Here is a 13,733-nt window from a genome sequence, read left to right as displayed (position 1 = left end):
CAGATGCGCAGGGCTACTTTCACTGACGCCGCCGTCAGCTACGCTGCCATCGGCGGCACGCTGGCGCCCGACCTGATGAGCTATCCGCCCAAGGGTTATCGCCCGATGGAACAGAGCGTGAAGCTGGGCAGTTCCCACGAACGGTTTGAAGCCGCGACCAAGTTGCTGATGACATGGGGAATCCAGCGCGGCAGCGGCATGGAGGTGACCGATCTGGAGAACGGTACCGGCGTGCAGTACACCCCGGTCACCTTCCAAGCCGACGGCACCCCGGCAGTCGGGGAGCAGCATCCGGTCAACGAAGCGACGTTCGCAGACGACGGCACGCCATATATCGCCAACGGTATGACCGCGACGTTGAAGATGAAGGTCTGGCTTTTCGCCGTGACCGCGCCGGTGCGCGTGGTCTACGTCATCGACGAGGCCGCCCGCATCGGGTTCGCGTACGGAACCCTGACCGGTCACCCCGAGAGCGGCGAAGAATCCTTCATCGTTGAACACCGGGAGGACGACTCGGTCTGGCTGACCATCCGCTCCTTCTCGCGGGCCAGCACCTGGTACTACCGTCTGGCCTGGCCGGTGCTGCGCTTTCAGCAGGCGAAATTCACCAAGCTGTACCTGCGGGCCCTGCATCCCGTCGGTGCGATCAAATAACGCGCATCACATAACGAACGTACTGGAGCTCTACCTATGGCCGGACCCCACCCCGTCGGCGACGCCGCACCCGACGACGGACTCCTTCCCGCGTCAGCGGCCGTCGGTGCGGCCGAGCGCGATTTCGGTGTGTACCTGCACGTGCCGTTCTGCCGGGTGCGCTGCGGCTATTGCGACTTCAATACCTACACGGCGACCGAACTACGCGGCGTCAAACAAAGCGACTACGCCAGCCAGGCGGTGCTGGAGGTCGATGCGGCCGCCCGCATCCTCACCGCGTCGGGCGTGCCGGCACGCGAAGTCGCCACGGTGTTCTTTGGGGGAGGCACGCCGACGCTACTGCCGGTGACTGACCTGACCCGTATGCTCGCTGCGGTGTGCGAGCAGTGGGGCCTGGCAGACGGCGCCGAGGTCACCACCGAAGCCAACCCAGACTCGGTCGACGCCGCTTACCTCGGTGCCCTCGCTGATGCCGGCTTCACGCGCGTGTCGTTCGGCATGCAGTCTGCCGTGCCGCACGTGCTCGCCACGCTGGAGCGCACCCACGACCCCGAGCGGGTGCCGCTCGTCGTGGAGTGGGCCCGCGCCGCCGGGCTCGACGTGAGCCTCGACCTGATTTACGGCACGCCGGGGGAGTCCCTCGCGAACTGGCGCACGAGTCTCGAACACGCGCTCAGTTTGCATCCCGACCACCTGAGCGCCTATTCACTCATTGTCGAGGACGGTACCAAGCTGGCCCGGCAGATTCGCCGCGGCGAGATCGCTCCGACCGACGACGATCAGCAGGCTGACTTCTACGAGTTGGCCGACGAACTTCTCGCCGCCGCCGGGTATGACTGGTACGAGGTCAGCAATTGGGCGACGAGCGACGCCCACAGATCCCGGCACAACCTCGCCTACTGGACCGGCCAGGACTGGTGGGGCGTCGGCCCCGGCGCCCACAGCCACGTCGGCGGTGTGCGCTGGTGGAACGTCAAGCATCCGGCGGCCTATTCCGAACGGATGCGGGGCGGCCTGTCACCGGCCGCTGGCCGAGAGACGCTCGACGCGCCCACCCGTGAGCTCGAACGCATCCTCCTGCAAAGCCGGATCCGCTCCGGGATTCCGGTCGCATCGCTGTCGGCGGCGGGGCGCGTCGAGGTCGCCGGTTTGATCGCCGACGAACTCCTCGATGCCAGCGCCGCCCTGGCCGGAACGGTGGAATTGACCCTACGCGGGCGACTTCTAGCCGACGCTGTGGTGCGGCGCCTCAGCGATTAGCTGAAGAATTTGATGGTGAGCGGGTAGGCGTAGCCCTGGCCGCGATTGGCTGCCAACGCGGCCAGGATCGAGAAAATAATGCCGAGGGCGAAGGCGACCGGCAGAATCAAGTATCCGATCAGGATGCTCGTCAACGCGGCTGCCACCACATAGACGATCGTCAGGGTGATCTGAAAATTCAACGCCGTTGCGCTGTGCGCGCGAATGAACGGACCACGATCGCGCAGCATGAGGTAACCGATGAGGCCGGGTAGAAAAACGAGCAGAATGCCGCCGACGTGAATCAAAGTCGCCCACATCTTCTCGTCCGCCGGGCTCATCGGTTGGCGAGGAATATTCTGCGAGTAGGGATTGTGCGACGGGGTGGATTCATAGGGATTCGTGCGCGGATCGTTCTCGGACATGTGGTCTCCTGTTCGAGTAAGTTGAGTTGGTCATGGCGGTTCCGGCATTGAGTCGCCGAAACCTCTTTCACAGTCATAGACTGCCCACGCCTGCTCCTTCCAGCCTAACCGTGCTAGTGGTGTGCTGACCGGAATCGGCCACGGATATCGGGAGTTTCGGCCGTCCCGTGGCTTTCTCGACCTTCGGTTCATGATGGTTGGGGCCGTTCACAGAGTGTGACTCTGGATCGCTCATGATCGTCCCCTTCACTGAACGTGCTGGGCGGTATACCCGTAATTAAACCCTCGCTTCGGGCTGCTGGCAATGGGTCTGCTCAGGCAGTCGCGATATGATTAGCAGTCAGTGGATGCGAGTGCCAACGGTGTGCTGGCAAACGTACCTTTTCGTGTGATCATCAGAGTGCGCGGTAAGCGGCATCCGCAGAACTCAAGCTGGACCTCACGAATCAGGAAGGTGGGCGCAATGGTTTCCGACCGTGGCCTCGATGTCTTGCGCGTCATCGTGCAGGACTACGTTGCCTCTCGTGAACCCGTCGGCTCCAAATCCATCGTTGATCGACACGCCTTCGGCGTCTCCGCTGCCACCATTCGTAACGACATGGCCCTCCTCGAAGAAGAAGACCTGATCGCAGCGCCGCACACCTCGTCGGGGCGCATCCCCACCGATAAGGGCTACCGCGTTTTCGTCGACCACCTCGCTGATCTGCGGCCACTCACTCCCGCGCAACGTCAAGCCATTGAAACCTTTTTGGGTCATGCCGCCGACCTCGACGAAGTGCTCGTACGCAGTGTGCGACTGCTCTCCCAGCTCACTCATCAGGTCGCGCTCGTGCAGTATCCTTCTGTTTCTCGCGCCAAGGTGCGGCACATCGAGTTCGTGCCGCTGACGGCGACGCGCATCCTGTCGGTGCTGATCACGGATTCCGGCGGGGTGGAACAGCGCGTGATCGATCTGCCGCGGGCGCTCGATGAGCAGACCCTCGTCGAAGTGCGCACCCGACTCAATGTCGCTGTCGTTGGACTCGGCATGGCCGAGGCCAGAGCCGCCCTCGCCGCGAGCGTGTGGCCAGGAGCGCCGATGCTGCAACCGCTCATCGACCTCATCACGAGCACCCTCGCCGACCAAATCGGCGCCAACCGCCAGGATAAACTCGTCATGGCCGGGGCAGCGAACCTGGTGCGCACCGAGGAAGATTTCTCCGGCAGCATCTACCCGGTACTCGAAGCCATCGAAGAGCAGGTGGTGCTGCTGCGCCTGTTCGGCGAGATGGAGACCGACCAGCACGGAGTTTCGGTGAGCATCGGCCGGGAGAACGCGGCGTTCGGCCTGCCCGAGGCAAGCGTGTTGACCAGCGGCTACAGTGCGAACGGCAACCTCGCCCGCCTGGGCGTGCTGGGTCCCACGCGCATGGATTACTCCAATAACATGGCGGCGGTGCGCGCTGTCGCTCGCTACCTCTCCCGCCTGCTCGGCGAGACCTAAAGCTGTTGCCGCCTCGGCGGCAGAGACCACATCACCAGAACCAGAACCATAATCCTAAAAAACTCAAGGAGAGCCACCTTTGGCTGACCACTACGAAGCTCTCGGCGTTGACCGCGACGCAACCACCGACCAAATCAAAAAGGCCTATCGCCGCCTTGCCCGTGAACTGCACCCCGACGTGAACCCCGGCGCTGAAGCGTCGGAACGGTTTAAAAGCATCACCCATGCCTACGACGTGCTCAGCGACCCGAAACAGCGTCAGAAATACGACCAGGGCGGCGGTCAGAACGGCGGGTTCGACGGCCAGAACTTCGGCAACTTCGGCGACATCTTCGAAACCTTCTTTGGCGGAGGAGGCGGCAGCAGCCGCGGTCCGCGGTCCCGCCGCGAACGCGGCCAGGACGCCCTCATCCGGGTTGAACTCGACCTCGATGAGGTCATCTTCGGCACGCACCGCGACCTCGAGGTCGACACCGCGATCGTGTGTGACACCTGCAAGGGCTCCTGCTGCGCCCCCGGTACATCACCGATCACCTGCGATATCTGTCACGGTACCGGCAGTATCCAGCGCGCCGTTCGGTCTCTGCTCGGCAACGTGATGACGTCGAGCCCGTGCGGCTCCTGCCGCGGTTACGGCACTATCATTGCGACGCCGTGCATGACCTGCTCCGGTCAGGGCCGCGTGCGCGCCCGGCGCACGGTTCCGGTGGACATTCCGGCTGGCGTCGACACCGGCCTGCGCCTGCAGATGCCCGGCAGCGGAGAGGCCGGTCCGGCGGCCGGCCCGAATGGTGACCTCTACCTCGAGATGAAGGTGCGCCACCACGACGTGTTCAGTCGCGACGGCGACGACCTCATGTGCTCGCTCGACGTGTCGATGACGAGCGCGATTCTGGGCACCAACGTCACAGTGAAAGCTCTCGACGGTGATATCGAGGTGGAGATTCGCGCGGGTTCGCAAAGCTCAGAAGTACTCACGATCAAGGACCGTGGCATCACCAAGCTGCGAGGCAGCGGGCGAGGCGACCTGAAGATCGGTATCCATGTACTGACGCCGACCAAGCTCGACCACAAGGAACGCGACCTGATCGAGCAGTTCGCTGCCCGCTATGCAGCGCCTGCACCCACCCTGAGCCAGTACCAGCAGGGCTTGTTCGCGAAGCTGCGCGACCGGTTCCTCGGCTGACGTGGCACATTTCTATCTGCAGGAAACGCTCCGGGCGGCGCAGTGTCGCCCGGGGGCGGTCGTTTCTGTTGATGGCGCCGAGGCGCGGCACGCGGTCACGGTCAGTCGGGTTCGTCCCGGAGAGCGGCTGCGCTTAGGCAATGGAGCCGGGTTGCTGGTGCAGGGGACGGTGCTGACGGCGGAGGCTACGGTGTTGACCCTGCGCGTGGATGACGCGAGCGAGACCGCGGCGGCGACGCCGCGCATCCGTTTGGTACAGGCCCTCGCCAAGGGTGATCGCGACGAGCTTGCCGTGCAGGCCGCCACCGAGCTCGGTGTCGACGGCGTCATTCCCTGGGCCGCATCCCGTTCCATCACCAAATGGGAGGGCCCGAAGATAGCCAAGGGCCACGAACGCTGGATCAGCATTGTGCGCGAGGCCAGCAAACAATCCATTCGGGCCTGGTTGCCGGGCGTCGCGCCGCTCGCCAGCACCAAACAACTAGCCGTGCTCGCTGCCACTACACGGATGCTGCTGCTCGAGCCGACCGCGAGCGGTCGCCTCACCGAGGTGGCCGCGCCCACCGACGACCGCGACATTCTGCTCGTCGTTGGGCCCGAGGGCGGAATCTCCCCAGCCGAGCTGCTCTTGCTGGAACAAGCCGGCGCGACCCCGGTACGCCTCGGTGACACCGTGCTTCGTACGTCGACCGCCGGCCCAGCTGCCCTCGCAATCCTCAATGCGACCTTCGGTCGCTGGTAGGGCCGCTTAAGATAGAGGCATGTCTTCTTCCGGTTTTGAACCGACCATTTTCAGCCGCATCATCGCGCGTGAGATTCCGGCGACGATCGTCGCCGAGACCGAACACATCATCGCGTTCCTCGACATTGCCCCGAAAGCTCCGGTGCACGTCGTCATCACCACCAAAGACCCGCAGTTTCAGAACGTCGTCGAACTGGCCGCAGGCAACCCGGTCCTTCTGGCCGAACTTGTCTCGGTAGCCGAGCGCATCGCTGCTGAACGAACCAACGGGCAGTTCCGCCTCGTTTTCAACACCGGGGCGGCCGCCGGCCAGACCGTGTTCCACGTGCACGCCCACCTGCTGGGCAGTCCGGAACCGACCGAATCTCTGGGGGAGGACTCGCTTGGCGCCCTCTGAGCCCCGCAACGCTCCATCCGGCAACTCCGCTGCCAGCGGCAACACCGAGTTGCGCTTCACCGTCGACGGCGTCGCCATGGTGCGCCTGCTCGGGCCGGACGATCGCTACCTGAGTACCGTCGAGGCTGCCTACCCCCAGGTGGACGTGCACGTTCGCGGCAACGAGGTCACCCTGAGCGGCTCGGCTGGCGACGTGGCGGCAGTGCGTCGGCTGATCGAGGAACTGCAGCTGGCACTGCGCACTGGCCATGATCTCGGCGAGACCGAGGTCGCCACGTCAGCGCGGATGCTCGCTGCCGACAGTTCGGTGAGTCCATCCGCCCAGCTGGGCGCCCCCATCCTCACGGCACGGAACAAGAGCATTCGGGCCAAGTCGATCGGGCAGAAGGACTATGTCGACGCGATCGACGACAACACGATCGTATTCGGCATCGGCCCGGCCGGAACCGGCAAGACCTATCTGGCCATGGCCAAAGCGGTGCGGGCGCTGCAGAACAAGGAGGTCGAACGCATCATCCTGACTCGCCCGGCCGTGGAGGCTGGGGAACGACTGGGTTTTCTGCCTGGCACCCTCACCGACAAGATCGACCCGTACCTGCGCCCGCTCTACGATGCGCTCGGCGAAATGCTCGACCCCGAGCTCATTCCCAAATTACTCGCTGCTGGCACGATCGAGGTGGCACCGCTGGCCTACATGCGCGGGCGCACCCTCAACGCGAGCTTTGTCGTGCTCGATGAAGCCCAGAACACCACGCCGGAGCAGATGAAGATGTTCCTGACCCGCCTGGGGTTCGGCTCGAAGATGGTCATCACCGGAGACGTCACCCAGATCGACCTGCCGGCCGGCACGAGCGGCCTGAAACTGGTCACACGCGTGCTCGACGGGATCGACGACATCCACTTTGCCTATTTGACCAGCGCCGATGTCGTGCGGCACTCGCTTGTTGGGCGCATCGTTGATGCCTACACCGAGTACGACGCGCAGAAGCAGGCCCTTCGCCAAGAGACGGCTGAAGCCCGAGAATTTGCCACCCGTGGCCCCCAGCGCACGAGCGCTTCGGGCCGCACCCCGAAACGGAGTTCCAGTTGAGTATCGAAGTTAACAACGAATCGGCTATCCCGGTCGATGAGGCCGCCATTTTGCGCCTCGCTGCCTTCGCGCTCGACACCATGCACGTGCACGCCGACGCCGAGCTTGCCATCGTGCTCGTCGATGAGGGTGCCATGGAACAGCTGCACGTGCAGTGGATGGACGAGCCGGGCCCCACCGACGTGCTGAGCTTCCCGATGGACGAACTACGCCCTGGTACCGAGGAGGAGGAAACCCCGCCGGGCCTGCTCGGTGACGTTGTGCTCTGCCCGCAAGTCGCCAAGGAGCAGGCGGAAACCGCCGGCCACAGTACTCTCGATGAACTACTCCTGCTCACCACCCACGGCGTGTTGCACCTGCTCGGCTTTGATCACGCGGAACCGGCCGAGGAGAAGGAGATGTTCGGTATTCAGCGCGATATCCTCATCGCTTTCGCCATGCAGGAACGACAACGCCACTGATGCACATCGTCTGGTTCATTTACCCGGCCGTGGTCCTGGTCGTTTTTGCCGGACTGATGGCCGCCGTTGACGCCGCGATCATGACTCAGTCCCGGGCGGACATCGCGAGCCTGGTGGCGCATCATCGCGCCAAACGGTCATTACAGGCCATCGCCGACGATGCCGGCGCGCACCTGAACGCGATCAATTTCATTCGGATCACCGCTGAGACCACGGCCGCCGTTCTGGTCACCCTGGTTTTCGCGACCACGATCGAGGCCGTGTGGCTTGCGTTGCTGCTGTCAGCGCTCATCATGACCTCGGTGTCGTTTGTGCTCGTCGGTGCCAGCCCGCGCAGCGTCGGACGAGCCCACCCGGTCGGCTTGCTGGCCGCGACTGCGTTGCTCGTGCACGTCGGACGCGTTCTGCTTGGACCCATCGCGAACGCCCTCGTCGCCCTCGGTAACCGGGTCACGCCCGGGCGCACCAAGCTCGCGACATTCACCTCCGAAGACCAGCTGCTCAGCATGGTGGACGAGGCCACGGAGCTGGATGTGATCGAGGAAGACGACCGCGAACTCATCCACTCCATCTTCGAGTTCAGTGAGACGGTCGTGCGTGAGGTGATGATTCCGCGCACCGACATGGTCACCATCGACGCTGACGCCAGTATCGATGCGGCGATGGGCCTGTTCCTGAGCAGCGGCACGTCGCGCCTGCCCGTGTTGGATGGTGAGGTCGACGACGTCGCCGGCGTTCTCTACCTGCGTGATGTGGCCAGACTGGTCTTCGAGCGGCCGATCAACGCGCTTCAGCTCACCGTGGCCGACCTGGCTCGCCCGGCCGTGTTCGTTCCGGAGTCGAAGAAGGCCGACGACATGCTGCGGCAGATGCAGTTGGAGTCCAACCACCTGGCCATGGTCGTCGACGAGTACGGTGGAATCGCCGGACTGCTCACGCTCGAAGACCTGATCGAAGAACTCGTCGGTGACATTTCCGACGAGTACGACCGTGACGTGGTCGAGGTCGAAGACCTCGGTGGTGGGCATTTTCGGGTGAGTGCTCGATTGCCGGTCGACGAACTGGGTCAGCTGTTCGATCTCGAACTCGACGATGACGACGTCGACTCGGTGGGTGGTCTTCTGGCCAAGGCCCTCGGGCGACTTCCCGTTGCCGGGTCGGTCGCTTCGGTCAGTGGGCTCAACCTCACCGCCGAGCGCACCGAAGGCCGCCGCAAGCGCATCAGCACCGTGCTGGTGGAGCGAGACCAGGCGTTGATCAGTGCGCAAACAGCATTCCTCACGGTAACGAACAACAGCACAGTGTCTGATGATGAAGGAGAACGGTCATGACCGGAGCAACCGAGCCCCACCCGAGCGGGTACCGAGCAGGATTCGTCTCGTTCGTGGGACGTCCCAACGTGGGCAAGTCCACCCTGACGAACGCGCTGGTGGGCGAGAAAGTTGCGATCACCTCATCGAAGCCGCAAACCACCCGCCGCGCCATTCGCGGCATCGTGCACCAGAAGAATGGCCAGCTCATTCTGGTGGACACCCCCGGTATCCACCGTCCGCGCACCCTTCTTGGTGAACGACTCAACAGCCTCGTCACCGCGACCCTGGCCGGCGTCGACGTGATCGGTCTCTGCATCCCGGCTAACGAGCCGATCGGTCCGGGGGATAAATTCATCAACGAGCAACTGGATGCCTTCCCCCGTGCAAAAAAGGTCGCCATCGTTACCAAGATTGATGCGTCTTCCAAAACCAATGTCGCCAACCAGTTGCTCGCTGTTTCGCAGCTGCGGGACTGGGAGGCGATCGTTCCGATTTCCTCCACCAGCCGCATCCAGCTGGACGTTCTCGCAACCGAACTGCTGCGCCTGTTGCCGTACGCGGATGCCCCGCTGTACCCAGCCGACGCCGTTACGGACGAGACCCTTGAGTCGCGCATCTCGGAGTTCATTCGTGAGGCTGCCCTCGAAGGAGTCACCGACGAGCTGCCGCACTCGATCGCCGTGACCATCGACGACATCATTGAGCGTGACGACCAGGAACTGGTCGAAATCTACGCCAACCTGTTCGTGGAACGGGACAGCCAGAAGGGCATCATCATCGGTAAGTCGGGCAGCCGGCTCAAGGACGTCGGTACCCGCGCGCGCAAGCAGATCGAGCCCCTTGTCGGTAAGCGCGTCTTTCTCTCGTTGCGTGTGAAAATCGCCAAGGAATGGCAGCGCGACCCGAAGCAGCTCGGGCGCCTCGGTTTCTAAGGCGCGGACTGGCCACTTTGGGTGCTGCCCGAAATTATCATCTCGTCTCAGCGGCCTGACCGATCTGGTTATAACGTTCGAAAGCCATGGTGCCGGTCACCCGTTCACGGCGTCTACCCTGAAAAGCCGTGTCCGTTACGGCGGAGGCCTGTTCAGGCAGGTTGTTCGTCAGGTCGTCGGCGACAGACCCAGGTGCCGCATGTTCGCGCAGCACCGGCGCCGTTATCGGATTGATTTGTAACGCCGCAGATCGGGTTGAACGAATTTATCGTTTTCTTTCGGTAACTGTGTTTTAGTGAGAATGTGACGTGATAGTTCGAGCACCAATTCTCCCTGAGAAGGAGGAGAGCAAACGATATGGCCGAGACAGTTGTTCTCGCACTCAACGGCGGCACGGGAAGTCCCGCTGCGCTCGACTGGGTGATCGAGCGTGCCCGCACTACTCACGTATCCCTGGAACTCACCACCGTTATTGATCTGGCCAGATTGCCGACGACCATTACGAAGGACCGGGTTCTTCCCGCTTACGAGCAGATGTTGATGGATGCCGCGAATCGGGTGAGTCGCGACGCGCCCGCTGTGCAGGTGATGACGTCGGTACGACGAGGCGCGCCGCGCCACGAGCTGTTGATCTCCGCCGCGGATGCCGATCTGATGGTCATCGGGACGCGCGAGGCTGCAGGCTCCCTCTATGGAACATTGCGCCACCAGATCGCAGCGGGTGTGAGCTGCCCCCTCGTTATCGTGCCCACAGACTGGACGCCGTGTAAGGGGGCCATCGTCGTCGGCGTGGATAACGACGAAACCTCTCACCGTGCAGTGGACTTCGCCGCTCGGGAAGCTGAGCGGCTCGGCCGTGAATTGTCGGTCGTGCATGCGTGGCGCATCCCCACCCTGCTCGCTCTTGGATGGTTGAGCGCTGGTGCTAGTCCTTATGACCAGATACAGCTGGCACACGCTGAAGTATTGGCGGGAGTGGTCGCAAGGGTTCGCGCCGAGCATCCGACCGTGATAATTCGAGACACCCTCGAACACGGATCTGCTGCTGCGGTCCTCACCAACGCGGCTGAGCACGCTGAAATGGTCGTGGTGGGAAGCCACGGACGGGGAATGATGACGGGGCTGTTGCTCGGCTCGGTCGCTCACGACCTGCTGATCAGTATGCCGTGCCCGGTCGTGGTCGTGCCGCACCCAGCCTCCCGGGACCAGGTTCGGAGCGAGTGACGTGAGACAGGCACCGGTCCCTGGTTCGCGTCTCACTGGTGCACACACCTTCCTGTGGCTAAACCGTCGTGGCGTCTTCGATTTCGCCGATGAGCTCCTCGATGATGTCCTCGAGGAATAAGACTCCGGTGGCGACGCCGTCCGCGTCGAAGGACGTGGCCACGTGCGCTCCAAGGCGGCGCATGGCTGCCAGGGCATCCTCTAACTCGCTGTCTCGAAAGACGGATGCCAGACGGCGGATGCGCTTGCCGGGCACGGGACGGGTGAACGCGTTTCCGTCGATGAGGTCCATCACATCCTTGAGGTGCAGGTATCCGGTGGGTTGCCCGTCCTGGTCAGTGAGGATATAGCGGGAATATCCGTGCTGCGCGACAGCTTGTTGAATGTCGGACGGCGACGCCAAGGCGGGAAGGTGGACCATCGAGGACAGGGGCACCTCCACGTCGGAGACGCGTTTCGAGGTGAATTCGAACGCAGCCGAGAGGGTGCCCGAGGCGTCCTTCAGCATTCCTGCGCGCGTGGACTCTTCCACGATGCCGGCAACCTCGTCGAGGGTGAACGCGCTGGTCGCCTCATTCTTGGGCTGCACCTTGAACAGGCGCAGCACCGCGTTCGCCAACCAGTTCAAGCTGCCGATCACGGGGCTGAAGATGCGGGCGACGAGCACCAGCGGCGGCGCCAGGATGAGCGCGGCACGGTCGGGAACGGAGAAGGAAATGTTCTTGGGAATCATTTCGCCAAACACCACGTGCAGGAAGGTCACCAGCGCCAAAGCGATACCGAAAGCGATCACGCTGATCGCGGCGTCGGAGAGTCCGGTCACGGCGAGTGGATATTCCAACAGGCCGTGAATGGCGGGTTCGGACACGTTCAGGATCAGCAGGGAGCACACGGTGATGCCGAGTTGGCTGGTGGCCAGCATCAGAGTCGCGTGTTCCATCGCCCACAGGGTGGTCTTCGCGGCTTTGCTGCCGCGTTCGGCGAGCGGTTCGATCTGCGAGCGGCGGGCCGAGATCACGGCGAACTCGGCGCCGACGAAGAATGCGTTGACGATCAATAGCACGACGAGCCAAATCAGGCCCGGCCAGTACTCACTCATGGGTTAGGTCCTTCTGGATCTGGTTGACGATTCGGTCGTGTCTGGTGGCCAGACTCGGGTCGTGTTCCGGGTCAGAGGGGGTGAAGCGCACGCGTTGAACCTGCACGCCATCCACCCGGTCGATCCGCAAGAGCCCTCCATTGACAGGGACCTCGTCGCCCACCTTGGGAATACGGTCGAGCTGGTCGGCGATGAACCCGGCAATGGTTTCGTAGTCGCCGTCGTCGGGAACGGTGACACCGGCCCGATCGAACAGTTCGTCCGGCCGCCAGCTGGCGTCGAACACCACCGACCGCCCCGAGCGGATGACGCCGGCTTTCGCCCGATCATGCTCGTCTTCCAGCTCGCCCACGAGTTCTTCGACGAGGTCCTCCAGCGTGACGATGCCTGCCGTTCCGCCGTATTCGTCAGCGACGACCGCGATCTGGAAGCCCTGCTTACGCAGCAAAGCGAGGAGGGTGTCCACGGCCATCGACTCAGGCACACGCAGCGCGTCCATCTTGAGCTCGTTCGCAGTGATCTGATCGCGGCGGTCAAGATCGACAGCGAAGGCTTGCTTGACGTGCAGGACCCCGACGATGTCGTCGGAGTTCTTATCGATGACGGGAAACCGCGAGTAGCCGGTGGCCGTGGACAGCCGCACGATGCTCTCGGCCGTATCAGCGACCTGGACGGAGGCCATCCGCACCCGAGGTGTCATGACGTCGGCGACCGTGTGATCGGCGAACCGGAGCGTGCGGTGCAGCATCGCCGCGTGATCGGTGTCGAGCACACCCTCCAGGGCCGACCGCCGCACCAGGAAGCTGAGTTCTTCCGCGGTGCGCGCCCCTGATAGTTCTTCCTTGGGCTCGATGCCCACCAGACGGATCAGGGCGTTGGCGGTGTTGTTGAACAACAGGATGATGGGTTTGAACACCGCGGTGAACAGTGCTTGCGGGGGCACGACGATTTTGGCTGTGGCCAACGGTACGGCCAAAGCAAAGTTTTTCGGCACGAGCTCGCCGATCACCATGGAGAACAGTGTTGCCACCGAAATCGCGATGATGGAGCCGAGCACGGGAATCAGGCCGTCGGGTACACCGACTCCCGCTAACGGTTCAGACAGTAGTGATGTGATGGCGGGCTCGAACGTGAACCCGGTCAGTAGCGTGGTCAGAGTGATGCCCAGTTGCGCGCTGGACAGATGCGTCGACGTGATCTTCAGTGCCTTGATGGTCGGTCCGAGGCGCTTTTCGCCGCGTTCCTGACGGGCCTCAAGATCGTTGCGGTTCAACGTGACAAGAGAAAACTCGGCCGCAACGAAGATACCCGTACCCACGGTCAGGAGCAGGCCCACCCCCACCATCGCCCACTCAAACAGCATGTGGCCCCCTCAAAATTGGAGACGTTGTGCGAAGAAGTGATGAAAGGGGCGAGGGTTTATCGGGGTCCATTGTGTCACCAGAGTACCAAGGGCACTCGGAGCAGGCTGAGAAAAGTACCGCAGCC

The 13,733-nt window shown here is 63.2% G+C and carries 14 protein-coding genes; 11 read left to right on the top strand and 3 right to left on the bottom strand.

All coding sequences use genetic code 11. The features are described 5' to 3' along the window. Nucleotides 1-3 precede the first annotated feature (3 nt). Complete coding sequence (locus CXY72_RS14525; protein WP_104128385.1) at nucleotides 4-654, top strand: DUF1990 family protein; 651 nt, start codon at nucleotides 4-6, stop codon at nucleotides 652-654. 36 nt (nucleotides 655-690) lie between these two features. Further along, nucleotides 691-1,914 carry a radical SAM family heme chaperone HemW gene (hemW, locus tag CXY72_RS14520; RefSeq protein WP_104128384.1) on the top strand — a complete coding sequence of 408 codons (1,224 nt, stop codon included), beginning with the start codon at nucleotides 691-693 and terminating at the stop codon, nucleotides 1,912-1,914. Here hemW and CXY72_RS14515 read toward each other — a convergent pair. After that, the gene (locus CXY72_RS14515) at nucleotides 1,911-2,318 is read right to left on the bottom strand and encodes a DUF4870 domain-containing protein (protein ID WP_233197858.1); all 408 of its coding nucleotides are present in this window, start codon (nucleotides 2,316-2,318) and stop codon (nucleotides 1,911-1,913) included. The genes hemW and CXY72_RS14515 overlap by 4 nt on opposite strands. Nucleotides 2,319-2,781: 463 nt before the next feature. Here CXY72_RS14515 and hrcA point away from each other — a divergent pair, with 463 nt between their 5' ends. The 9 genes from hrcA (at nucleotide 2,782) to CXY72_RS14470 (ending at nucleotide 11,146) form a co-directional block, all read left to right on the top strand. Next, nucleotides 2,782-3,801: a heat-inducible transcriptional repressor HrcA gene (hrcA, locus tag CXY72_RS14510; RefSeq protein ID WP_104128383.1), complete on the top strand. Its 1,020-nt coding sequence runs from the start codon at nucleotides 2,782-2,784 to the stop codon at nucleotides 3,799-3,801. Nucleotides 3,802-3,880: 79 nt separating this feature from the next. Next, the gene (gene dnaJ / locus CXY72_RS14505; protein WP_104128382.1) at nucleotides 3,881-4,987 is read left to right on the top strand and encodes a molecular chaperone DnaJ; all 1,107 of its coding nucleotides are present in this window, start codon (nucleotides 3,881-3,883) and stop codon (nucleotides 4,985-4,987) included. A gap of 1 nt (nucleotide 4,988) precedes the next feature. Further along, the gene (locus CXY72_RS14500; RefSeq protein WP_104128381.1) at nucleotides 4,989-5,729 is read left to right on the top strand and encodes a 16S rRNA (uracil(1498)-N(3))-methyltransferase; all 741 of its coding nucleotides are present in this window, start codon (nucleotides 4,989-4,991) and stop codon (nucleotides 5,727-5,729) included. Nucleotides 5,730-5,748: 19 nt separating this feature from the next. Then, the gene (locus CXY72_RS14495; protein ID WP_104128380.1) at nucleotides 5,749-6,126 is read left to right on the top strand and encodes an HIT domain-containing protein; all 378 of its coding nucleotides are present in this window, start codon (nucleotides 5,749-5,751) and stop codon (nucleotides 6,124-6,126) included. After that, on the top strand, nucleotides 6,113-7,216 hold the full coding sequence (locus CXY72_RS14490) for a PhoH family protein (RefSeq protein WP_370446267.1): 1,104 nt from the start codon (nucleotides 6,113-6,115) through the stop codon (nucleotides 7,214-7,216). Before CXY72_RS14495 ends, CXY72_RS14490 begins: the two co-directional genes overlap by 14 nt. Next, complete coding sequence (gene ybeY / locus CXY72_RS14485; protein ID WP_104128379.1) at nucleotides 7,213-7,677, top strand: rRNA maturation RNase YbeY; 465 nt, start codon at nucleotides 7,213-7,215, stop codon at nucleotides 7,675-7,677. The genes CXY72_RS14490 and ybeY overlap by 4 nt, the downstream gene beginning before the upstream one ends. After that, entirely contained in the window at nucleotides 7,677-9,008 is a 1,332-nt protein-coding gene (locus CXY72_RS14480; protein WP_199184055.1) for a hemolysin family protein, read from the top strand. Before ybeY ends, CXY72_RS14480 begins: the two co-directional genes overlap by 1 nt. Further along, nucleotides 9,005-9,922: a GTPase Era gene (gene era / locus CXY72_RS14475; RefSeq protein WP_104128377.1), complete on the top strand. Its 918-nt coding sequence runs from the start codon at nucleotides 9,005-9,007 to the stop codon at nucleotides 9,920-9,922. Before CXY72_RS14480 ends, era begins: the two co-directional genes overlap by 4 nt. A 357-nt stretch (nucleotides 9,923-10,279) precedes the next feature. Next, on the top strand, nucleotides 10,280-11,146 hold the full coding sequence (locus CXY72_RS14470; protein ID WP_104128376.1) for a universal stress protein: 867 nt from the start codon (nucleotides 10,280-10,282) through the stop codon (nucleotides 11,144-11,146). 58 nt (nucleotides 11,147-11,204) lie between these two features. Here the strand turns inward: CXY72_RS14470 and CXY72_RS14465 are convergent, their stop codons facing one another. Next, nucleotides 11,205-12,245, bottom strand: coding sequence for a hemolysin family protein (locus CXY72_RS14465; protein ID WP_104128375.1), 1,041 nt, complete (start codon nucleotides 12,243-12,245; stop codon nucleotides 11,205-11,207). Further along, entirely contained in the window at nucleotides 12,238-13,605 is a 1,368-nt protein-coding gene (locus CXY72_RS14460; RefSeq protein WP_104128587.1) for a hemolysin family protein, read from the bottom strand. The genes CXY72_RS14465 and CXY72_RS14460 overlap by 8 nt, the downstream gene beginning before the upstream one ends. Between the last annotated feature and the right edge of the window lie 128 nt (nucleotides 13,606-13,733).

Source organism: Cryobacterium sp. Y57, from assembly GCF_002929505.1.
GTDB lineage: Bacteria > Actinomycetota > Actinomycetes > Actinomycetales > Microbacteriaceae > Cryobacterium.
This window is presented reverse-complemented; position numbering and strand designations above follow the sequence as displayed.